Below are 22,966 nucleotides of genomic sequence, written 5' to 3' on the forward strand. Positions count from 1 at the left end.
GCTTTCGGGCCATGAACTGGCGTCGGCCAACGCCGCCGATCGCGCCGGCCGAACGCACACTGCCGCCGACGCCCAGCGTTCCCAGACCCATATTCTTGCGGCCGAGGCCGAGCACGCGGTGCGCCATGCGCAGCACCGCCATCAGGCGGCGGCGCGTCGAGCGAGAGCCATGACCGGCGCCCGCGATCCAGTGCCCGGCGAAATTCACCGCCCGCGCAAACGAGCCATTGGAAATGTGATTGTCGGTCATGGTCCCTCTCCGCCCGCCTGTCGGCGTGAAAATGTCTGACAATACGAACTGATGCTAAGAAGCCATGATTCTGGCTTGCGGTATTTCACGAAATTGCTGTCTCGTGACAAAACATCGGCGCAGGACCGTAGAGGTTAACGGCTCGTTACTTTAGTAATCGCTTTAATAAGAGATCATCCGCCAGCGTCAAAGTACTTGCGCAATCTACCGGTCCGCCTAAGCTTCCCGCCTAAGCTTTCCGGACCGCGCTTGCAATGGCGTGACACCGCGATACTTCTTCATCATCGTGGTAAAATGGCTCTGGCTTGAAAATCCGCAGAGATGAGCGATCTCCGCGATGGTCATGCGCCTGTCGAGAAGCAGTCTTTCCGCGAAGTCCAGCCGCAGATCGAGAACATACTGGTGCGGCGGCGCCCCGAACGTCTTCGAGAAAGCCCGCATGAAGTGATAGGGCGAAAGCCCGCAAACCGCGGCCATTTCGGAAAGTGCCAGCTTGCGCGAAAAGTTCTCGTTCAGGAATTCCTGCACGCGGCGCGCACCGCGCACCGAAAGCCCGCCTTTCACGTTCAGCGTCGGCTGTCGCGTCGCATCGGTCCCGGAAGTCGGTTCCCGGGGATCATCATGGCGCCGCATGGCTCGGCCTCCTGATCTTTCCCGAATGGAACTCAACCTGATGCGGCATACGTCGTTCCCTCGAAAACAATTCGTGATTGATCGAACTGGACCTGTGCCGGCTCTCACGCATCATATGCCGGAGGGACAAGCGTTGAACGGTCAATCGGTCCCGGCGCCGGCAATCCCGGTCGGCTCGGCAGCGGCGGACGGTATCGAGAGCCCACGGGCCGGCCTTGCCGAACACGGACAGTTATGCGAGCCGGCAAAATCCCTGAGGAATGCTGGTCGCCAGAAGCTTCCGCGATCCAGTCGCGCGGAGACATCGCGCTCCCGCGCTGGGCTGCCCTTCTCGGGCTTGCACTTTCCGCAATAACGCCGAACACAGGTCGGGATACTCGTCCCCGACCGCCGCCCCGGAAAGCGCCGCCTTCCCAGGTCTCCGCATGTTTCATGGGCCTCGCCTCAGCCGCCTCGCCGTTCGAAATCCCCTTTAGCCCACCAACCCGGGAATCAAACTAACGCACATGCTAAGGCTATGGAAGAACTTCCATGCGCAAAGAAAGCGTTTTGTCCGGGAAAAACGAAAGGACTGGCGCCGATGGACTGGGCAGTCGAAGATCTTGCGGGCCGGCTGAATATCGCCAGCTATTGCGTATCCTCGCGACGCTCCTCGTATAGATTCCATGCAAGTTCGACAAGGCCGAGAAGAACATCCTCCTCGTTCCAACCGACCGCGACCGCCGCCTGAACGATTTCGCGCACGAGCGGCAACAACTGGCGCCGGCATTCGGCCGATAATTCGACGTCGTCGTCACCCATAGGCGGTCCGCCGAAGTTGAACTCCACCATTCGCGGCCCCCCTCGCCCTCGACCGAAACGTTACATCATTGTTTTTTATTCCCGCTTGCATACAACAAGTCCGCCGCCAAGCATAGGAAGCCTTCGACAACCGGTGGCTGCAGAGAATGACGTTGCGTCAGCTCGTCTCTATGCTTCGCCGCTCTGCCCAAGGTTACAATTCTTCGGCCAGGCCGCCTGTCGCCGGCACTGAGTATCTCTTCGCAACATCGAACGCTTGCCATCGCACGATGCCTGGCAAGATCAGTTCCAGCACATGATCGGCCGCATTGCCTTCTGCAATCGCGCGCTGGATAGTCTCGGCCATGTTGGAGACCCTGGCGACTCATTGGCCCCAAATTCTCGCGGTCATCTCCGTGGTGATGGCGACCGTCGGCATCGTTCACGCCGTCATGACCAAGGAGGATGTCCGCGCCGCCACCGGCTGGGTCGGCGTGATGGTGCTGTCGCCGATCCTCGGCGTGCTGATCTATGCCGTCGCCGGCATCAACCGCATCCGTCGTGCCACGATCACCGCACAGCGTCCGCTTGCCGGCAACGCGGTGTCCGCCAAGCTCGAGCGCGACGTCGCCGCCGAAGAGGCCCTTGTCGTCGAGCGATACGGGCAGCGGTTCACCGGCTTGAGAACACTGGGCGACAGGGTGGCGCGGCGCGCACTGACGCCTGGAAATGCAATAGAGCTGCTCGAGACCGGCGACCAGGCCTATGCGGCCATGTGTGCGGCGATCGACGGCGCCGAACGCAGCATCCTGCTCGAAACCTACATTTTCGACAATGACGCCGTCGGCCGACTCTTCGTCGAAGCGCTGGCCGGCGCCGTCCGGCGCGGCGTCGCCGTGCGCGTGCTGATCGATGCCGTCGGCGCCCGCTACTCCGTGCCGAGCATCCTTGGTCATTTGCGCGAGGCCAACATCACCACCGATCTCTTCAACGGCAACATCGTCATGGGTCTGCGCCTGCCCTATGCCAATCTCAGGACCCACCGGAAGATCCTCGTGGTCGACGGCATGGTCGCCTTCACCGGCGGCATGAACATCCGCAAGGGCTTCTCAGCCGAATTCGCCGGCTCCAACAGCGCCAGGGACACACATTTCCGGGTGACCGGTCCAGTCGTCGCCGACCTCTTTTCGGTCGCAGCCGAGGACTGGCGCTTCGCCACCAACGAAGCGCTGAAGAGTGATGCGTGGCGAATTGCCCCGCTGTCGCCGGCACCCGGCGTGCCAATGCTGGTCCGGGCCGTCGCTTCCGGCCCGGACGCCAGCAACGAAACCAACCACAAGCTGCTGATCGGCGCATTCTCCGTCGCCCGCAAATCGATCCGCCTGATGTCGCCCTATTTTCTGCCGGATCGCGAACTAATCAGTGCGCTGATAACGGCGGGCAGGCGAGGTGTCGAAATCGACATCGTCGTACCGGCGGTGAACAACCTTTTCCTGGTCGACCGTGCGATGACGGCGCAATTCGACCAGGTGCTGAAACATTATTGCCGCGTGTGGCGCACGGAAGGACCTTTCGACCATTCGAAACTGGTTTCGATCGACGGCGTGTGGGCTTATGTCGGCTCTTCCAATCTTGACGCCCGGTCGCTGCGGCTGAATTTCGAGATCGACCTCGAAATCCTCGACGCCGGCTTTGCCAACGAGATCGAAGCGCGCATCCGGTCGGCGCTTGAGACGGCCGTACCGGTCACGCTGGAAGCGTTGAAGGCCAGGCCGTTCCTCATCAGACTGTTCGACCGGGCCCTCTGGCTCGGCTCGCCCTATCTCTAGATGGGTTTATCCCTATCTCTAGATGGGTTCACCCAGTCTCTGGATGAGAGTGAACCCATCTTTACCAAAACGACGTGTTAGGCGGATAGTTTGATGCCGATCATGGAATATGGACTGAAAGACTCTATCTGAAGTGCATGGTGAAAGCAGCGGCCATGGTAGGCACACGATGCGCGTGACCGGACGCAGCCTCCCGGCAAGTATGCTGTTATCCATTCGTGACCGCCGGATGCGGAAGGCAAACGTTGCCGCACTCAAGACCACGGCCATCACCGGCACGCTGGTTGCCTCCTACAATGTCCACAAATGCATCGGCGTCGACAGGAAGTTCGACCCGGAGCGGACCGTCCGCGTCATCCGCGAGATCGATCCGGATGTCATTGCGTTGCAGGAAGTCGACAACCGCTTCGGCGACCGTATCGGGCTTCTCGACCTGGCCCGGCTCGAGCGCGAAACCGGCCTTGTTCCGGTGCCGATTTCCGCGACCGGCAAGGGCCATGGCTGGCATGGCAATGTCTTGCTGTTCAAGAAGGGCGTCGTTCGTGACGTGCACCAGATCAGACTTCCGGGACTGGAGCCGCGCGGCGCGTTGGTGGCGGAGATCGACCTCGATGGAAGCCAGACGCTGCGCATCATCGCCGCCCATCTCGGCCTGCTGCGCCGCTCGCGCTCCCAGCAGGCACGTGTCGTACTCGACCTGATGAACAGCCCGGACGAAAAGCCGACCTTGCTGCTCGGCGACCTCAACGAATGGCGCCTCGGCAACCGCTCCGCGCTCAATACGCTGCATGCGTCGTTCGGCCCGCAGCCGCCGGCGGTCCCCACCTTCCCCTCGAACCTGCCGCTGCTGGCGCTCGACCGCATCATGGCCAACAGGCATGGCATGATTGCCGCCGTCGACGCGCATGACACGCCGCTTTCTCGGGTTGCATCGGACCATCTGCCGTTGACGGCCTTTGTCCAACTGGAGCGCATGGCTGATGCCGATAACGGTTTGATGTCCCAGGCGTCGCAAAGCGTGTAGATGTCCTGTGGAACGCCCGGTTCGTCCACGAGTTGATAGGTCTTGAGTTCGCAGGAGGACCGAATGAAGAAATTGATTTTAGCTTCCGTATTGGCATTCGCCGCAACGGCCGCGGTGGTGGCACCGACGCAAGCCGCAAGCGTGATTATCCAGTCCGACGACGACCAATATTCACCGGACGACCAATATTCACCGGATGATCAGTTCGACAATGGCGAAATCATCGTTCGCCGCCATCACGACCGGCGTATTTACGACAACCAGTATGATGACGACCAGAACGCGCAATATGGCGACTACAGCGACGGCGAATATCGCCGCCACTACCGGCATCACCGCTGCCACATCGAACTGATCAAGCACTGGCGCCACCACCACAGGGTGATCGAGGAGGTCCGCGTCTGCAGCTGATCTTTGGCCGTGCCAACCGGCTGGCGACAAAGCAGGCCAGCTTGGCGACCCTACCCGGACAGAGCCTGACCTCGCTATTTGATACCCTCTGGACACAGCTGCCGAAGGCTGAAAAATTTGGAGCGCAACCCGCTTTGGAGTCGAGCCGGAACACCAGGAGATGGCGCTGAGATTGGAAGACATTGCCGGCCATCCGGCGTTGCATCGTTGCGTTCAGGAGCAGTCGCTGGCGCTGATCCAGATTTATCAGGACAGTCCGCGGCTGGCTTCGATTTTCGCCACGCAGCAGCGTTGGCTGATGGGCCATGTCGGCCTTGCCATGCATTTCAGGCGCGACCCGCACGACCGTCGCAAGGAACTGACGGTATCGCGTTTCATCGAGTTCGTGCACCAGCACGCGGTGGCCAGCCGCAACACAGCAGACGCTTTCATCAAGGAGATGCTGCACTACCACATTGCCGAATACGTGTCGGGTGGCGACGGCCGTACCCATCCCTTGCAGCCGACGGCGGCAACCGTGCAGACCTTTTCCGGCTGGGTCCTTGCCCATTTACGGACGCTGGATCGCCTCGACGGCGCTGACCGCTTGGCCAGATTCCTGGAGCATCCCGAAATGGTTGCCAGGCTCCAGCCTCTGGTGGCGGACGGCCTGCTAGCCTCCGCGCCGGTGCGCGAACCCAACCAGACCTTTTCCCTGTTCATCTGGCTCAACAATGGCGGCATCGTCATGGACTGGCTGATGTCGGGCATCGACCCCGATCATGCCGGCCTGGAGCGGATTGCGACCAGCGTGGTTTCGATCGGCGATTTCGCCAAATGGCTCAAGCTGTCGCGTACCCACCTTGCCCGCAAACTGCGCGCCGCCGAGAACCTCGGCAGCATCGGCTGGCTCGGCCAGCGCGGCCATTCGGTGATGTGGGTGTCGAACACCTTCTACCAGGAATACATGACCGTCCAGGCCGCCAAGCTGGCCATAGTCGATGCCGCTTTCGACGCGACTTTTGGCCAGCCGGCAGGCAGCTGATCGGTTGGGCAACCCTGCGGGAGACGCCCATGGCAACGAACTCGGGTTATCCTTCGCAGCCTTCGCCGGCGTTGGCTGACGAAGCATCAAACGAAAAACCCGCCTGCACGGCGGGTCACTGGCGCAAATCAGCACCATGGACGAATATGTACCATAGCTGAGGGCACGAGGTCAAGAAAAAATTCCTATCGTTAAAAGCTACCGGCACAAAAGCTGCCAATGCCCAACCCGGCCCTCGTCAGTCGATATCGAACGAGACGCCCTGGGCGAGCGGCAGTGCCTTTGAGTAGTTCACCGTGTTGGTGGCGCGCCGCATATAGGCCTTCCACGCATCGGAGCCGCTCTCGCGGCCGCCGCCTGTTTCCTTTTCGCCGCCGAAGGCGCCACCGATCTCGGCGCCCGAGGTGCCGATGTTGACATTGGCGATGCCGCAGTCAGACCCATCGACACCGAGGAAGCGCTCGGACTCCTGCAGGTCGCGGGTGAAGATCGACGACGACAGGCCGGCGCCCACCGCATTGTGCTCGTCGAGCACGGCGTCGAAATCTGAATATTTCATCACATAGAGGATCGGCGCGAAGGTCTCTTCCGTGACCGGGGCGACCTGCCTGGGCATTTCGACGAGCGCCGGATGCACGTAATAGGCATCCGGGTAACCGTTCTCGACCCGTGCGCCACCGGTCACCTTGCCACCCTGGGCGGCGGCTTCCTTCAGCGCCTTCTGCATGTTCTCGTAAGCTGCCTTGTCGATCAGCGGCCCGACCAGCGAGGAGGTCTCCAGCGGATTGCCGACCGAGACGCTCTCGTAGGCCTTCTTGAGACGTGGAACCAGGGCATCGTAGACGCTGTCATGCACGAACAGGCGCCGCAGCGTGGTGCAGCGCTGGCCTGCCGTGCCCATCGCTCCAAAGGCAATCGCGCGCAACGCCATGTCGAGATCGGCTGTCGGGCAGACGATGCCGGCATTGTTGCCGCCAAGCTCCAGCACCGCGCGCGCAAAGCGCCTGGCCAGCCGCGGGCCGACGTCGCGGCCCATGCGGGTCGAGCCGGTGGCCGACACCAGCGGCACCTTGGGATGATCGACCAGGATCTCACCGACGGCACGATCGCCGATCAGCACCGGCGCCAGGCCCTCAGGTGCATCCGCGCCGAAGCGCTTGACCGCACGTTTGAAGATAGCTTCGCAGGCAAGCGCCGTCAGCGGCGTCTTCTCCGACGGCTTCCACACCACCGCATCGCCGCAGACCAGCGCCAGTGCCGCGTTCCACGACCACACCGCAACCGGGAAATTGAAGGCGGAGATGACACCGACGACGCCAAGCGGATGCCAGGTTTCCATCATGCGATGTCCCGGACGCTCGGTAGCGATGGTCAGGCCGTACAATTGCCGGGAGAGACCGACGGCGAAATCGCAGATGTCGATCATCTCCTGCACTTCGCCGAGGCCCTCGGACGGGATCTTGCCGACCTCGATCGAGACCAGCCGGCCAAGCTCGGCCTTGTGCGCGCGCAACTCCTCGCCGAGCAGCCGCACCAGTTCGCCACGCCTCGGGCCGGGCACCAGCCGCCACGCCTGGAAGGCCTTGTGCGCGGCATCGATGGTCTTGGCCGCATCGGCGGGCGAGATCGTCTTAAGCGCCGCGATCTGCTCGCCCGTCACCGGGCTGCGTACCATCAGGTCACCGCCGACAAGCGCATCCTTGGCCACACCCAGTTTCGCCAGAATCTCGGTCGTTTCCTTCGCTATCGTCATTTTGTCCCTTTCGGATCCATCGCCATCAGATGGCGTTGAACCAATGCTCGCGCAATGTCGCCCGCGTGCCGGTCAGCACTTCGGGCACAGTCATGGCGTGGCATTACTCGTTTCGGGGAAGAATCGCCACCCCGGCATGGTCCAAGCCCAGGCGACACGATTGAGCCAGACATGCGGACGGCGCTCAGTTTGCCTTTTGCGTCGGCGCGCGGGTGGCCCCGTCCTTCATCAGCCGGTCGATATGCATGCGGATATGAGCCGCTTCCGCCGCCGTGTTCGCCAGCGCAATCGCGCGGTCGAAGGCGACACGCGCCTCCTCGCCCCGGTCAAGCTGCATCAGAAGCCCACCCTTGAGCCCGAAGAAGTGGAAATAGCCGGACAGCCGTTCTTCCAGCGGCTCGATCATGGCGAGCGCCTCTGCCGGACCACGCACCTTCGAGACCGCGACGGCCCGGTTGAGCGTGATCACCGGCGACGGCTGCATCTGCTCGAGCAAACGGTAGAGCAGATCGATCTCGTTCCAGTCGGTGTCCTCGGCCTTTTCGGCCCGAGCATGCAGGGCGGCAATGGCCGCCTGCACCTGATAGGGGCCGGGCTTGCGATGGCGCAGCGCCTTGTCGACCAGTGCCAGCCCCTCATCGATCATCTTGCGGCTCCACAGGCTGCGATCCTGATCCTCGAGCAGCACGATCTCGCCGTCTTCGTCGAAACGGGCCGGTGCGCGCGCATGCTGCAGAAGCAGCAGCGCCGTCAGCCCCATGATCTCCGGCTCGGTCTGGAACAGCCGCAGCAACAGCCGGGCCAGCCGGATCGCTTCTTCGCACAGCGGCGCACGGGCCGGCGCCTCGCCGCTGTTGGTCGAATAGCCTTCGTTGAAGATCAGGTAGACCATCGCGGCGACAGCGGCGAGCCGTTCGGACCGCTCGACTGCGCCTGGCGTCTCGAACGGCACGCCGGCGTCCGCAATACGCGCCTTGGCGCGGGTGATGCGCTGCTCCATGGCGCTTTCGCCAACCAGGAAGGCCCGCGCGATCTGCTTGACGGTGAGGCCCGAGACAATCCGCAGCGCCACCGCGATCTGCTGCGTTGCCGGCAGGTCGGGATGGCAGCAGATGAACAGCAGCCGCAATATGTCGTCGCGGTAATGCGCCCCGTCCAGCCGCTCGGCGATATCGCTTTCGGCGTCTTCCAGGTCCGAGATCTGGTCTTCCTCCGGCATCGGCGCCTGCTTGGCCCGCTTGCGCACCGCGTCGATGCCGCTGTTGCGGCCGACAAAGATCAGCCAGGCCGCCGGATCACGCGGCGGGCCGTTCTGCGGCCAGTTCTTGATGGCCCTGAGACACGCGTCCTGGAAAGCTTCTTCCGCCGTATCGAGGTCGCGGAAATAACGCAGCAGCGCACCCATCGCCTGCGGACGGGCGGCGCTGATCGCGGAGCTGATCCAGGCAAGTTCGGTCATGCCGGGACCTTGTTGCGGTTGAAGACCGAGACCGGCCGGATCTCGTAAGAGCCGCCACTCGGATTGACCTCGGAAAGTTCGCGGGCGAATTCCACGGCCTCGTCGAGATCGGCGCATTCGAGCGTGTAGAAGCCGAGGAATTGTTCCTTGGTCTCGGCAAACGGACCGTCGATGACGACCACTTCGCCCTTGACCCTCCTCAGCGTAGTCGCGGCCGTGGTCGGCAAGAGCCTTGCGACCGGCCCAAGCCTGCCAGCCTTGACATATTTGTCCTGGACGTCGCGGAGATTGGCCATGACCTCGTCGTCCTGTGCCTTGCTCCAGGAGCAGACGACATCTTCGGAAGCATAGCAGAGGATTGCGTAGAGCATGGTTGGTCCTTTTTCTCTGTCAAAGGACGAAACAGTAAGTCCGATCCCGACATGGCGTCGATAAAAAAATCCCGAGGCGGCGGATTTGGCGACGCTCCGTCGCTGCCGGTCAGCTTTCGTGCAGCTTCAGCCATCGCAGCACGAGCGCTTCCTCATCGTCCAGACCATCGATCGAGCGCTTATGCTTGTTGGCCTGTGCCATTTCGTCCAGCAATCGCCCCTTTGACCACGCCTCGAAGAGCTGCGGATGGATGTAGCATTTGCGGCAGACCGCGCGTGTGTTGCCCAGCCGCTCGGCGACCTTGTCGACGACGCTGTTCATCACCCGCTTTTGCTGTGCCTGGCTTTCCGGCATTTCCGTCTGTGCAAACAGCGACGCGGCGTGGATGGTGCCGCCCCAGGTGCGGAAATGCTTCGAGCTGAAGGCATCGCCAGCCGCCTCACGGATATAGCGGTTGACGTCCTCTGAATGGACCGGCCGCCTGTTGCCGTCGTCATCGAGGTACTGAAACAGCTTCTGGCCCGGCAGATCCTGCGCGCCGCGAACAATCCTGGCGATACGGCGGTCGACCAGCTTCAGCTTCCACTCCTTGCCTGACTTGCCCATGAAGGCAAAGCGCAGGCTTGAACCGACGATATCGACATGGCGGTCACGCAAAGTGGTCAGCCCGAAGCTCTTGTTGTCGCGGGCATAGGCGGCATTGCCGACCCGGATCATCGTGTTGTCGAGCAGCCAGACGACCGCGGCGACGACACGCTCGAACGGCAAGCCGGGACGGCGCAGATCGCTGTCGATCCTGCGCCGCAGAGTCGGCAGGCTTTCGGCAAAGGCGACAAGGCTTGAATATTTGGCGCCGTCGCGTTCTTCGGCCCATTGCGGATGGTAGCGGTATTGCTTGCGTCCGCGCAGGTCCCTGCCCGTTGCCTGGATATGGCCCTCGGCGTCGGGCGAAATCCACACATCCGTCCAGGCCGGCGGAATGACAATTGCCTCGATACGCGCCCTGGTAGCATCGGCAACGGGCCGCCCATCCGGCCCCTTGTAGGTAAATCCCTTGCCTGTCTTCAGCCGCCGGATACCCGGCTCGGCATCACTGACATAGGTAAGCGACGCATGATCGGCCGAGCTTTGCGACCCGTTCTTCGGCGTGCCATTTTTCGGCACAGCATCTCCTTCAGCCGATCGGCTGTGCGACAATCCGGATTTCTGCAGCATGTCAGCTCCGCGCAAATATCCGTAGATAAGCCACTGGCCGATTGCTGGTTCCACGTATGGTCGGAAAAGCCGGGGGCGGGCGAGAGCGCCGGCCCGAAGCTCAGGCCTTTTCGAGCACGACCGGAATGACGTCGACAGCTTGCTCGCCGACCTGTCCCCCCGTGGTCTTGAGAACGCCCACGATCGGTGCCACGTCCGAGTAGTCGCGGCCGTAACCGACGGTGATGTGGTCGTTGCTGGCCCGCATGCCGTTGGTCGGATCGAATTCCTGCCAGCCGGCGTCGCGCCCGCACCAGACCTTGACCCAGGCATGCATGGCATCGGCGCCTTCAAGCCGGGGTTTGCCCTTCGGCGGGATGGTGCGCAGGAAGCCGCTGACGTAGCCGGCCGGAATACCGAGCCCGCGCAGGCCGGCGATCATGATATGCGAAAAATCCTGGCATACACCGCGCTTCAACTTGAAGGCGTCGCTGGCCCTGGTTCGCACCGTGGTCGCCTCGCCGTCATAGGTGAAATCGCGATGGATGCGATTGCACAGGTTCATCGCCGTGCCGGCGGCAGAGCCGGCGACACTATCCCGAGCGTAGCCGGTGATCGCACCATCGATGCCGGCATGAATGCTGGCCGCCAGGAAATGGTGGGGTGTATCAGGCGCCAGCGACCGCACGGCGGCAAGCTCCTGCCTGAGCCTGCCGATATCGGGCGACACGTCGAGGCCGGGCTCGGGCCGCGACACCGATACGCGTGCGCTCATCCTTATGTCGAGTGTGTCATGCGCGTCGCGAAAGGCGATCGACGTGACGTTGTTGCCGAAGAAATCGGGAAAATCCGAACGCTCATTGGGCGCCGGCGCAAAGGACAAGGATGCCGCGATGACGCGCTGAACGTCCGATATCGTCGACGGCAGCACGCGGATCTGATGGCGGCCGCCACCGGCCGCCGCGGCATAGTCGTAATGGAGATGAAGCCTGATGTCGTAAAGCATGCTCTACTTTTCTCGTTTCGGAACCGGCTTAGCCGAAATAGGCTTTGGCGAGGCTGTTGTAGAGGCCGCCGATTTCGTGGGCGAGATCATCCAGCGCCTTCGCTGTCATGTCCGAAGGCTCCTTGATGGCGATGGCAGTGTTGAGCTGCAGGATTTCCTTCGCCGCCGGCGACATGTGCCCTTGCCCGCCGAGCGATGGCAACAGGCCGATCTCGGCCTTCAGCCTTTCGAGCTGGAACAGGATGGAGCGAGGATTGAGCGGGTCGAGCGCCAAGAGATCGATCACCGTGCGCCGGCCGGCCTGCACCGGATATTGCCGACGGTGGGTCATCACGCTGTCGCCGATCTCCAGCATCATGTCGAGCGCGCCGTCCGGCGCCTTGGCGCTGGTCAGCCGGGATAGCGTACGGGCGATCTGGATGCCGCGCTCCAGCCTCCGGCCGATCTCGAGGAAGCGCCAGCCGGCGAAGCGGTACATGTTCTCGTGCAGCAGGCCGGAAAAGCCGGCGAGCTTGCGCAGGATGACCGTCATCGCCCGGGTCGCGTCGTCGCCTGGCGCCACCGTCGTTGCGAACTGATGGATGGTCTTCGACAGGTCCTTCAGCGCCAGCCAGCCATCGGGCGAGAAGCGGTCGCGAATCTGACCGGCGCTGTAGACCGCGCTATCCAGCGTACCGATCAGCCCTGACGGGATCGCCGTCTCGATGTCGATGCCGAAAGGTTGGAGATACTCCCTGATGTCGGCGAGCAGCGGCATATCCGGGTCGGAGGTTTCGGCCAGCCGCACATGATAGGCGCGCAGGATGCGCACCGTGTCTTCCGAGCGTTCGATGTAACGTCCGAGCCAGGTCAGGTTCTCCGCCGCGCGGCTGGGCAGGCTACCGGGCTTGGTGCGCGTGAAACTGTCGCCCTCTTGCGGCAGCAGCGTCTCGCGCTCCACCGGTCGCTCGCTGACCACCCAGACGTCCGCCGCCTGGCCTCCGCGCTGCATCGCGATCGCCGTCGGGTCGAGCGACAGGCCGACGCGGGCAAAGCCACCCGGCATCACCGTCCAGCCTGCGGGCGTTCGCGCCAGATAGACCCGCAGGCTCGCCGGCCGGGGCTCCAGCCAGCCCCCGACATAGACGGGCGTCGTCGAAAGCGTCACCGCTTCCTGGCCGACGAAGTTGCCGCCATCGCGCTCGATGCGCGACACCAGCTCCGCCCGCTCCCCGGCCGACAGCGCCGAGCCGAGCTTCGTCTGATCGTCATCCTCGAAGGCAAGTCTCGTCGACAGCGCCGGGCCAATGACCAGGCGATCGATATTGGCCAGCACATGCGCGCGTTCGGTTGCTTGCCCGCACCACCATGTCGCGACACTCGGCAGCAGCAATTCCTCGCCCCGCAACGCGCGTGAAATCTCGGGCAGGAAGGCAAGCAGCGCCCGTGTCTCCATCAGGCCGGAGCCCAGCGCATTGACCGTCGCAACCGCACCCTGGCGGATCGCCTCGACCAGGCCCGGCGTGCCGATCTGCGAGTCCGCGCGCAGTTCGAGCGGATCGGCGAAAGCCGCATCGAGCCGCCGCCACAACACGCTGATCGGCATCAGCCCGGAAACCGTGCGCACCATCAGCCTGCCGCCGGAAACGGTCAAGTCCTCGCCTTCGAGCAGCATGATGCCGAGATAGCGGGCGATATAGGCGTGTTCGTAGTAGGTTTCGTTGAGCGGCCCAGGCGTCAGGATGGCGACGCGGCCGTCGGTCTCCTTGGCCATGCCGATCAGTGCATCGCGAAAGCGGCGAAAGAAGCCGGCAAGGCGGTGCACATGCATCTCGCCATAGATGTCGGACAGCGCGCGCGTGGTGGCGACACGGTTCTCCAGCGCAAAGCCGGCGCCGGACGGCGCCTGGGTGCGGTCGCCGAGCACCCACCACTGGCCGTCAGGCCCACGGCCCAGTTCGAAGGCACAGAAATGCAGGAAATGACCGCCGGCTGGCTTGGTGCCGACGACAGGCCGCAAATATTCGGGGCTGGCGGCGATCAATCCCGCCGGCAGGATGCCTTTCTCGACCAGCCGGTTCGGCCCGTAAATATCGGCGATTGTTTCCTCGAACAGTTCGGCGCGCTGCACGAGGCCGGCGCTGATCGCCGCCCACTCGCTCTCTTCGATAAGAACCGGGACGTGCGCCAGCGGCCATTCGCGCTCATTGGCGCCAGCCTTGTCGTAGACGCGGTAATAAACACCGGCATCGCGCAGATACTGGTCGGCGCGGGCAAAGCGCTGGCCAAGCTTTTCAGGCCCCAGCTCGTCGAGCGCCTCGATGAAGTGTTTCCAGGTCGGACGGGGGTTTCCTGACGCATCGACCATCTCGTCGACGACGCCGTCGATCGGCTGGTAGTGCTCCAGCAGGCTGTGGATCTGCGGCTTGCCGCGTACTCGTCTGTGATTCCCCTTCGCCATCGCTGATCAGAGTCTTGCCGGCCGCCGAAGGTCAAGGGTCATCGGGAAATCTTCCGCCGGTTGTTCTTCACGCAGCACATAGGCGGACGGCGTATGCCCGCGCGGTTCGAAGCGGGCGAGGCGCCGTGCCTCCGCCTCATTGCCGTTGACCGGGAATGTATCGTAGTTGCGCCCGCCCGGATGCGCGACATGGTAGACGCAGCCGCCGACCGCCCGGCCCGACCAGCGGTCATAGATATCGAACACCAGCGGCGTGTTGACCGGCAGTGCCGGATGCAGACCGGAGGCCGGTTGCCAGGCCTTGAAACGGACGCCCGCCACGGCGACTTCGCGATTGTCCGTGACCTTCATGGGCACGATGCGGCCGTTGCAAACGATCGCGTGCCGCTCCGGATTGAGACCTTCGGTCTTGACCTGCAGCCGCTCGACCGAGGAATCGACGAAGCGCACGGTACCACCGATCGCTCCTTGCTCGCCCATGACATGCCACGGCTCCAGCGCCTGGCGCAGTTCCAGCTTGACGCCCGCGTGCTGAACCTCGCCGCAGAACGGGAAGCGGAACTCGAGCTGGGCGTCGAACCATTCGGGCCTGAACTCGAAACCGTTGAGCTTGAGGTCGTCAAGCACGTCGAGAAAATCGGCCCAGACATAGTGCGGCAGCATGAAGCGGTCATGCAGCGAGGTACCCCAGCGCACGAAGCGGCCGTCGAGCGGGCTCTTCCAAGCGCGGGCAATAATCGCCCTGACAAGCAGTTGCTGCGCCAGGCTCATGCGCGCATTGGGCGGCATCTCGAAACCGCGGAACTCGACAAGACCCAGCCGGCCGGTTGGACCGTCCGGCGAGAACAGCTTGTCGATGCAAATTTCCGAGCGATGCGTATTCCCGGTGACGTCGGTCAACAAATTGCGGAACAGCCGGTCGACCAGCCACGGCAAGGGTGCCGCGCCCTGATCTGGATGCGGCACCTGCGCCATCGCGATTTCGAGTTCGTAGAGCGAGTCGTGACGCGCCTCGTCGAAGCGCGGCGCCTGGCTGGTCGGGCCGATGAACAGGCCCGAGAAAAGATAGGACAGCGACGGACGCCGCTGCCATTGCAGCACCAGGCTCTTCAACAGGTCTGGCCGGCGCAGGAATGGGCTGTCGTTGGGCGTCGCGCCGCCGACGACGACATGGTTGCCGCCGCCGGTGCCGGTATGACGGCCGTCGATCATGAATTTATCGGCGCCAAGCCGTGTCTGCCGCGCTTCCTCGTAGATCGCCGTCGTCGTCGCCACGCAATCCTGCCAGTTCGAAGCCGGATGGATGTTGACCTCGATGACGCCGGGATCGGGCGCCACGCGGATGACGTTGAGGCGCGGATCATGCGGCGGGCCATAGCCCTCGATATGCACGGGAAGGCCGATCGCCTTTGCCGCGTTCTCGGCCGCTGCGACCAGCTCCAGATAATCTTCCAGCGCCTCGACCGGCGGCATGAACACGCAAAGCCGTCCGTCGCGCGGTTCGACCGAAAGTGCGGTACGCACCGCGCCGCCGATCTCGGTGATCTCCTGTTCGACCCGATCCTGCTGGCCGGTCGCCGCCGTGAAGGACGCCGCCTGCTGGCGGCGCGCCATCTCGTCGGCGCCTTCCTGTTCGGCCGGAGCCGTACCGGGCAATATGGCTTCGCGCGCGGGCAGCGGTCCGCGCGGCAGCGACGGATCGACCGGCACGATGTAAGGGAACTGCGCCGGCGGCACATAGGGCAACGTGCCGAGCGGCAAGCGGTAGCCGACGGGTGAATCGCCCGGCACCAGGAACAGCCGGCCGCGCCGCGTATGCCATCTTTCCGAGCGCCAGCGCGGCCCTGACGCCTGGCCGTTCCAGCGCTGCACGGGCAACACGTAACCCGACGGCTTGGTCAGCCCGCGTTCGAACACTTTCGCCATGCGGCTGCGCTCTTCCGGGTCCTCAAGCTTGGAGTTGGACGGATCGACATTGTCCGGCAGCTTGCCCTCCTTGAGCAGCCACTCGGCCGGATCCTCATAGGCTTCGCTGACCATGCTTTTGTCGATGCCGAGTTCGCCGGCAATCGCGGTCAGTAGGCTTTCGGCCTGTTTCGGGCCGACATCGGCCTCGCTCTTTTCGCGCGCGATCAGCGACGGGTCGCTCCACACCGGCTCGCCATCGGCCCGCCAGTAGAGCGAAAAGGTCCAGCGCGGCAGGCTTTCGCCCGGATACCATTTGCCCTGGCCATAATGGAGGAAACCACCCGGCGCGAAACGCTCACGCAGTTTTCGGATCAGTTCATCGGCCCTTTCACGCTTGGTCGGGCCGACGGCCGCGGTGTTCCACTCGGCCGACTCGAAATCGTCGATCGACACGAAGGTCGGCTCGCCGCCCATCGTCAGCCGCACGTCCCCGGCCGACAGTGCAGCATCGACCTTGTTGCCGAGCGCATCGAGCGCCTGCCAGCTTTCATCCGAGAACGGTTTGGTGATGCGCGGATGCTCGGCGATGCGGTCTACCCGCATGTCGAAGCCGAATTCGACATTGGCGAAGCTCGCCATGCCGGAAATCGGGGCAGCGTTGTGGAAATGCGGCGTCGCCGCCAGCGGCACATGGCTCTCGCCGGTGAGCAGGCCGGAGGTCGGATCGAAGCCGATCCAGCCGGCGCCGGGAAGATAAACCTCGCACCAGGCATGCAGATCGGTGAAGTCGACGGCGGTTCCGGCTGGCCCGTCGAGCGCCACCAGATCCGGCTTCAACTGGATCAGGTAGCCGGAAACGAAGCGCGCGGCGATGCCGAGATTGCGCAGGATCTGCACCAGCAGCCAGCTCGAATCCCGGCACGAACCCTTTTTCGCCGCAAGCGTCTCCTCCGGCGAGAACACACCGGTCTCCATGCGAACGATATAGGCAATTTCGCGCTGCAGCCGCGCATTGAGATCGACGAGGAAATTGACAGTATTCGGCGCGCTGCGGTCGATTGTCCCGAGCAAGGCCGAAAGCAACGGGCCGGCCGGCTCCGGCGTCCGGTAGATGGCGAGATCGTCGCGTATCTCTTCCGGGTACTCGAACGGGAAGGTCTCGGCCGATGGTTCGACGAAGAAGTCGAACGGATTGTAGACCGTCATGTCGGCGAGGAGGTCGACCTCGATCTTCAGTTCGGTGACCGGCTCCGGGAAGACGAAGCGGGCAAGGAAGTTGCCGTAGGGATCCTGCTGCAGATTGACGAAGTGGTTCGCCGGCTCGACTTTGAGCGAATGGCTGAGCACCTTGGTGCGGGAATGCGGCGCCGGCTGCAGTCTGATGATCTGGGGACCGAGAACCACCGGCCGGTCGTATTTGTAATGGGTCAGGTGATAGACAGCTGCCAGAATTGCCATGAAGCCCCGGAATTCAGCGTTTCAAACGATTTCGCTGAACCCTGACACATCAGGCGGCCATTCTCCAAGCAGAGATGTTGCGGTGCACCTAATTTAAGCAGCTACCGAACGCTCAGAAGAACGCCTGTATCCCCGTCTGCGCCCGTCCCAGGATCAGCGCGTGCACGTCATGCGTGCCCTCATAGGTGTTGACCGTCTCCAGGTTCTGCGCATGGCGCATGACGTGGTAGCCGATCTGGATGCCGTTGCCGCCATGCATGTCGCGGGCCTGGCGGGCGATGTCGAGCGCCTTGCCGCAATTGTTGCGCTTGACGATCGAGATCATTTCCGGCGCCATCTTGCCTTCATCGAGCAACCGTCCGACGCGCAACGATGCCTGCAGCCCAAGCGCTATCTCGGTCTGCATGTCGGCGAGCTTCTTCTGGTAAAGCTGCGTGCCGGCCAACGGCTTGCCGAACTGCTTGCGATCAAGACCGTATTGGCGGGCGCGGTGCCAGCAATCTTCCGCAGCCCCCATCGAGCCCCAGGAAATGCCGTAGCGGGCCCGGTTGAGGCAGCCGAATGGACCGCCAAGCCCCTTGGCGTTGGGCAACAGCGCGTCTTCGCCGACTTCGACGCCTTCCATCACCACTTCGCCGGTGATCGATGCCCGCAGCGACAGCTTGCCGCCGATCGTCGGAGCCGAAAGCCCCTTCATGCCCTTTTCCAGCACAAAGCCGCGGATCTCATCCTTGCAGTTCTCGCCCTTCAACTTCGCCCAGACGACGAACACATCGGCGACCGGCGCGTTGGAAATCCACATCTTCGAGCCGGACAGCCTGTAGCCATTGGCGGTCTTCTCGGCGCGCGTCTTCATGCCGCCGGGGTCGGAGCCGGCATCCGGCTCGGTCAGGCCGAAACAGCCGATCCACTCGCCGCTGGCGAGCTTGGGCAGATATTTCTTGCGCTGCTCGTCTGAGCCGTAGGCATAGATCGGATACATCACCAGCGACGACTGCACTGACATCATCGAGCGATAGCCGGAGTCGACACGTTCGACTTCCCGCGCGACCAGCCCGTAGGTCACATAGTTGGCGCCGAGCCCGCCGAATTCCTCGGGGATATTGATGCCGAGCAGGCCGGCCTCGCCCATTTCGCGGAAGATCGCGGTGTCGAAGGTCTCGTTGAGATAGGCGTCCTCGATCCGAGGCGCCAGTCTGTCGGCGGCAAAGGCTGCCGCACCATCGCGCACCATGCGCTCGTCTTCCGAAAGCTGGTCCTCGATCAAGAACGGATCTTCCCAGACGAATGCATTCTTGTCGGCAGCCATAGCGTTCTCCCAAACCAACGCATGTCGCCCAAAAGTATTCAGCGGTTTTGGGATGACGACATGCATGAAGCAAAATCTTGGCCCGGCTTATCGGCCCGCGCCCCGGAAAAATCAAACGAAATTGCCTAATCGATCAATGAGCATTAGTAATGGATCATGAGTGTCCAGCGCCGTCTTTTGCCCAACATCAGCGCCCTTGCCGCCTTCGAGGCTGTGGCTCGGCTCGGCAGCTTCACCGCTGCTGCCCAGGAGCTCGATCTGACCCAGGGCGCGGTCAGCCGGCAGATCAGGTTGCTGGAAGATCAATTCGGCCGCCGACTGTTCGAACGCGACAGCCGCAATGTCAGGCTGTCGACATCAGGCGAGATCTACGCCGACGCTGTGCGTTCAGCGCTTGGCCAGTTACGTGACGCGGCCCTTGGATTGATGAGCAATCGGCATATCGGCATCCTGAACCTTGCCATATTGCCGACCTTCGGTACGCGCTGGCTGATGCCGATGATCCCCGATTTCGTCGAAAACAACCCGGACATCACCATCAACTTCGTCACCCGCATCGGCCGCTTCGACTTCGCTAGGGAGAGGCTGGATGCGGCAATCCACTACGGCCTGCCGGACTGGCCGGAGGCCGACTCGACACTTTTGGTTCGCGAAACTGTGGCGCCGGTCGTCTCGCCAGAATTCCTCGCCGGCCGCGCTATCGCCTCACCGGCCGATATCGGCCGCCTGCCGCTGCTGCATATGGCGACGCGGCCCGGCGCCTGGACCGAATGGTTCGAGCATCAGGGGCTGAGCGCGCCGAGCGGACCCGGCATGCAGTTCGAACAGTTCGGCACCGCTGCCCAGGCCTGCATGGCTGGCCTCGGCGTGGCGCTGTTGCCGCTGATCCTCATCGCAGGCGAATTGCATCGCGGCCAACTCGTGCTGGCGCCCGGTCAGCCCATGCAAAGCCGCAGCGCCTACTATCTCGTCGTCCCGCATGACAAGCGCGGCCATCCCCCCGTCGCCAGCTTTCGCGACTGGCTTCTTAAGCATGTAGGTCATCAGTTTTGATTTGGCAGATTTATCAAAAATTGATAATATTGGATAATAGGAAGGATGACTCATGCCTGCAAGTTACAGCATCGGCCCCCGCTACGAGACATTGGTGCGCGAGTTGGTAGAGAGCGGCCGCTATGCCAGCGCCAGCGAAGTTGTGCGCGATGGCCTGCGCCTACTGGAAGAGCGCGAAGAACAGCGCGAGGCAAAGCTTGCGGCGCTACGAGAAGACATTCGAAAGGGCGTGGAGAGTGGGCCGGGCATCCCGGCCGAACAGGTGTTTAAGCGACTGGAAGCAAAATACAGCGGCGGAAAGCCGTGAACAATGGCGGTCATATTTGCGCCAGCCGCCGCGCATGACGTCGAAGAGATCGGCGATTACATCCTCGCTGAAAATCCCGCCGCGGCTCGACGCTTCATAGCTGCGCTCAGGGAAGCTGTGGCCGCATTGCAGACGCACCACGCGGTGGCGTTCCCCAGTTGAGTCTATGGCCCGGCCTGCGCTCCATCGCATTTCAGCGCTATGTGATCCTCTACACCGCCGATGGCGATGACGTGCGTATCGAGCGCATTTTGCATGGTGCCCGCGACATCCCGACCATTCTTGAGGGACGCAATGATTCTTGAACCCCGCGTCGCATGAATCTCATCAAACGCGGACGTGCCAAGGGGCCGGTCGCAGAATAGTCATTTCCGCTTCAGCGCATCGGCCAGCGCTGCGCCGAACGCGCCTTGCTGCGCCGGCCTTTCCGGCTGGCGCTGTGGCGCCGGCGAACGCGGCGCTGGCCTGCCGCCGCCATTGTCGCGCGGCCCACCGCGCGGTGCACCGCCTTCGCCCCCGTCCTTGCGCATCGAAAGCGCGATACGCTTACGCTTGATGTCGACGTCGACGACGCGCACCTTAACCACATCGCCAGCCTTGACCACCTCATGCGCGTCCTTGATGAACCGGTCGGCCAGTTGCGAGACGTGCACCAGACCGTCCTGATGGACGCCGATATCGACAAAGGCGCCGAAGGCGGCGACATTGGTGACGGTGCCTTCCAGCAGCATGCCGGGTTTCAGATCCTTGATGTCGTCGATGCCGTCGGCGAAGGTCGCGGTCTTGAAACCGGGACGCGGATCGCGGCCGGGCTTTTCCAGCTCCGCCAGGATATCGCGCACCGTTGGCAAGCCGAAACGCTCATCGACGAAGACGCGCGGGTCGAGCGCCTTGAGTGCGGCACTGTCCCCCATCAGCGAACGGACATCGCGCCCACAGGCGGCGACGATCTTCTTCGCCACGCCATAGGCTTCCGGATGCACCGACGAGGCATCGAGCGGCTCGCTGCCGTTGGCGATGCGCAGGAAGCCGGCGGACTGTTCGAAGGCGCGCGGTCCGAGCCGCGGCACCTTGAGCAGGTCCTTCCGGCTGGCGAAGGGGCCGCTCGCATCGCGATGCGCGACGATGGCGTCGGCCAGTGACGCGCCGAGCCCCGAAACTCGGGCCAGCAGCGGGGCCGAAGCGGTGTTGAGATCGACGCCGACGGCGTTGACCGCGTCTTCCACCACGGCCTCCAGCGAGCGTCCCAGCCGGTACTGGTCGACGTCATGCTGATACTGACCGACACCGATCGATTTTGGTTCGATCTTGACCAGTTCGGCCAGTGGATCCTGCAGCCGCCGCGCGATGGACACCGCGCCGCGCAACGACACGTCGAGGCCGGGAAATTCCGCCGCCGCCGTCGCCGACGCCGAATAGACCGAGGCGCCCGCCTCGCTGACGATCACCTTCAGCGGCTTCGGGCCACCGTCCGCCGGCATGTCGGACAGCATGTCCGCCACCAGCTTCTCCGTCTCGCGGCTGCCGGTGCCGTTGCCGATCGAGATCAGCTCGACCTTGTGCAGGCGGATGAGCTTGGCGAGTTCCGCCTGCGTGCCTCGCACATCGTTCCTCGGCGGAAACGGATAGACCGTCGTCGTGGTGAGCACCTTGCCGGTTCCGTCGACCACCGCCACCTTGACGCCGGTGCGGATGCCGGGGTCGAGCCCCATCGTGGCACGAGAACCGGCGGGGGCCGCGAGCAGCAAATCCTTCAGATTGCGGGCAAAGACGTGGATCGCTTCCTCTTCCGCTCGTTCGCGCAGATCGCGCATCAAATCGAGCGTCAGGTGCAGCGACAGTTTTATGCGCCAGGTCCAGCCCGCCACCTCCATCAGCCAGCGGTCGCCCGGCAGGCTGCCGCCGATGGCATAGGCATTGGCGATCATCCGCTCGACCGGCTTCACCGGCGACGTGTCGTCGGCATCGACCTCGATGTCGAGCGACAGCACTTCCTCGTTGCGGCCGCGCAGCATCGCCAGCGCGCGATGGCTCGGCACATTCGCCCAGCGCTCGACATGGTCGAAATAATCGGAGAATTTCGCGCCGGCCTCTTGTTTGCCGTCGACCACCCTGGCCCGCATGAAAGCACGTTCCTTCATGTGGGTGCGCAACTTGCCGATCAGGTCGGCATTCTCGGCGAACTGTTCCGACAGGATGTCGCGCGCGCCATCGAGGGCGGCTTTGGCGTCGACCACCTCTTCGCTGACATAGGCCAGCGCCAGTTCGGCCGGGACGAGCGAACGGTCGGCAAGAATGGCTTCGGCCAGCGGCCCCAGCCCGCGCTCTCTTGCGATTTCGGCCTTCGTCCGTCGCTTGGGCTTGTACGGCAGGTAGATATCTTCCAGTTCCGCCTTGGTGGTGGCGGCGACGATCTTGCCCTCGAGCTCCTGCGTCAGCTTGCCCTGCTCGCGGATGGAGCCAAGGATGGTGTCGCGGCGGGCATCGAGCTCGCGCAGATAGGCAAGCCGTTCGGCAAGGTCGCGCAATTGCGTGTCGTCCAGCCCGCCGGTGACCTCCTTGCGGTAGCGCGCCACGAACGGCACCGTCGCGCCCTCGTCGAGCAATTCGATCGCCGCGACCGCCTGCTCGGGCCGGGCACTGATCTCGGCCGCGATGATGGCTGCGATGCGCTTGATGTCGGATGCCATGTCGTTCCTGCTCTCGTCGAAAGAGCGGCGACCATAAGCGCAGACGTCCGGTCCGCCAACCGCCGC

General features: G+C 63.4%; 19 protein-coding genes and 1 pseudogene. 7 read left to right on the forward strand and 13 right to left on the reverse strand.

Going from position 1 to position 22,966, the window contains the following annotated elements:
- The 4 genes from X744_RS01000000170145 to X744_RS1000000173990 all read right to left on the reverse strand — a co-directional run.
- Positions 1-250 (reverse strand): hypothetical protein (locus X744_RS01000000170145; RefSeq protein WP_032907968.1); only part of this gene is annotated, 250 nt, incomplete at its 3' end.
- Positions 251-466: 216 nt separating this feature from the next.
- Positions 467-883 carry an AraC family transcriptional regulator gene (locus tag X744_RS146030; RefSeq protein ID WP_023761637.1) on the reverse strand — a complete coding sequence of 139 codons (417 nt, stop codon included), beginning with the start codon at positions 881-883 and terminating at the stop codon, positions 467-469.
- Between the two features lie 627 nt (positions 884-1,510).
- Positions 1,511-1,714: a hypothetical protein gene (locus tag X744_RS146025; protein WP_023761638.1), complete on the reverse strand. Its 204-nt coding sequence runs from the start codon at positions 1,712-1,714 to the stop codon at positions 1,511-1,513.
- Positions 1,715-1,877: 163 nt separating this feature from the next.
- On the reverse strand, positions 1,878-2,030 hold the full coding sequence (locus X744_RS1000000173990) for a hypothetical protein (RefSeq protein ID WP_023761639.1): 153 nt from the start codon (positions 2,028-2,030) through the stop codon (positions 1,878-1,880).
- Here X744_RS1000000173990 and X744_RS146020 point away from each other — a divergent pair.
- The 4 genes from X744_RS146020 (at position 2,029) to X744_RS146005 (ending at position 5,951) form a co-directional block, all read left to right on the forward strand.
- Entirely contained in the window at positions 2,029-3,492 is a 1,464-nt protein-coding gene (locus X744_RS146020) for a phosphatidylserine/phosphatidylglycerophosphate/cardiolipin synthase family protein (protein WP_023761640.1), read from the forward strand. The genes X744_RS1000000173990 and X744_RS146020 overlap by 2 nt on opposite strands.
- A 169-nt stretch (positions 3,493-3,661) precedes the next feature.
- The gene (locus X744_RS146015; protein WP_031260856.1) at positions 3,662-4,516 is read left to right on the forward strand and encodes an endonuclease/exonuclease/phosphatase family protein; all 855 of its coding nucleotides are present in this window, start codon (positions 3,662-3,664) and stop codon (positions 4,514-4,516) included.
- Positions 4,517-4,579: 63 nt separating this feature from the next.
- Positions 4,580-4,927 carry a hypothetical protein gene (locus X744_RS146010; RefSeq protein WP_031260858.1) on the forward strand — a complete coding sequence of 116 codons (348 nt, stop codon included), beginning with the start codon at positions 4,580-4,582 and terminating at the stop codon, positions 4,925-4,927.
- Positions 4,928-5,087: 160 nt separating this feature from the next.
- The gene (locus tag X744_RS146005; protein ID WP_023761643.1) at positions 5,088-5,951 is read left to right on the forward strand and encodes a hypothetical protein; all 864 of its coding nucleotides are present in this window, start codon (positions 5,088-5,090) and stop codon (positions 5,949-5,951) included.
- A gap of 238 nt (positions 5,952-6,189) precedes the next feature.
- Here the strand turns inward: X744_RS146005 and X744_RS146000 are convergent, their stop codons facing one another.
- From X744_RS146000 to X744_RS145965, 8 genes are all read right to left on the reverse strand, one after another.
- Positions 6,190-7,704 (reverse strand): aldehyde dehydrogenase family protein, encoded by a 1,515-nt coding sequence (locus X744_RS146000; RefSeq protein ID WP_023761644.1) that lies wholly within the window; start codon positions 7,702-7,704, stop codon positions 6,190-6,192.
- A 184-nt stretch (positions 7,705-7,888) separates the two neighbouring features.
- Entirely contained in the window at positions 7,889-9,163 is a 1,275-nt protein-coding gene (locus tag X744_RS145995; protein WP_023761645.1) for an RNA polymerase sigma factor, read from the reverse strand.
- Positions 9,160-9,534, reverse strand: a complete 375-nt coding sequence (locus X744_RS145990; RefSeq protein WP_023761646.1) for a YciI family protein — start codon at positions 9,532-9,534, stop codon at positions 9,160-9,162. Before X744_RS145990 ends, X744_RS145995 begins: the two co-directional genes overlap by 4 nt.
- Before the next feature lie 109 nt (positions 9,535-9,643).
- A complete protein-coding gene (locus X744_RS145985) occupies positions 9,644-10,750 on the reverse strand; it encodes a DNA topoisomerase IB (protein ID WP_023761647.1) in 1,107 nt (368 codons plus the stop codon).
- 100 nt (positions 10,751-10,850) lie between these two features.
- Positions 10,851-11,735: a transglutaminase family protein gene (locus tag X744_RS145980; protein ID WP_023761648.1), complete on the reverse strand. Its 885-nt coding sequence runs from the start codon at positions 11,733-11,735 to the stop codon at positions 10,851-10,853.
- Between the two features lie 28 nt (positions 11,736-11,763).
- Positions 11,764-14,175 carry a circularly permuted type 2 ATP-grasp protein gene (locus X744_RS145975; protein WP_023761649.1) on the reverse strand — a complete coding sequence of 804 codons (2,412 nt, stop codon included), beginning with the start codon at positions 14,173-14,175 and terminating at the stop codon, positions 11,764-11,766.
- A 6-nt stretch (positions 14,176-14,181) separates the two neighbouring features.
- On the reverse strand, positions 14,182-17,541 hold the full coding sequence (locus X744_RS145970) for a transglutaminase family protein (RefSeq protein ID WP_023761650.1): 3,360 nt from the start codon (positions 17,539-17,541) through the stop codon (positions 14,182-14,184).
- 112 nt (positions 17,542-17,653) lie between these two features.
- Entirely contained in the window at positions 17,654-18,850 is a 1,197-nt protein-coding gene (locus X744_RS145965) for an acyl-CoA dehydrogenase (RefSeq protein WP_023761651.1), read from the reverse strand.
- Positions 18,851-19,006: 156 nt separating this feature from the next.
- Between X744_RS145965 and X744_RS145960 the strand changes: the two genes are divergently transcribed.
- The 3 genes and pseudogenes from X744_RS145960 (at position 19,007) to X744_RS01000000170150 (ending at position 20,515) form a co-directional block, all read left to right on the forward strand.
- Positions 19,007-19,903 carry a LysR family transcriptional regulator gene (locus tag X744_RS145960; protein ID WP_023761652.1) on the forward strand — a complete coding sequence of 299 codons (897 nt, stop codon included), beginning with the start codon at positions 19,007-19,009 and terminating at the stop codon, positions 19,901-19,903.
- A gap of 52 nt (positions 19,904-19,955) precedes the next feature.
- Complete coding sequence (locus tag X744_RS145955; RefSeq protein WP_023761653.1) at positions 19,956-20,210, forward strand: type II toxin-antitoxin system ParD family antitoxin; 255 nt, start codon at positions 19,956-19,958, stop codon at positions 20,208-20,210.
- 3 nt (positions 20,211-20,213) lie between these two features.
- Positions 20,214-20,515, forward strand: a pseudogene (locus tag X744_RS01000000170150) (type II toxin-antitoxin system RelE/ParE family toxin).
- Between the two features lie 60 nt (positions 20,516-20,575).
- Here the strand turns inward: X744_RS01000000170150 and X744_RS145950 are convergent.
- On the reverse strand, positions 20,576-22,900 hold the full coding sequence (locus X744_RS145950) for a Tex family protein (RefSeq protein WP_023761656.1): 2,325 nt from the start codon (positions 22,898-22,900) through the stop codon (positions 20,576-20,578).
- Positions 22,901-22,966: the final 66 nt, after the last annotated feature.

The organism is Mesorhizobium sp. LNHC252B00 (genome assembly GCF_000502955.1).
GTDB lineage: Bacteria > Pseudomonadota > Alphaproteobacteria > Rhizobiales > Rhizobiaceae > Mesorhizobium.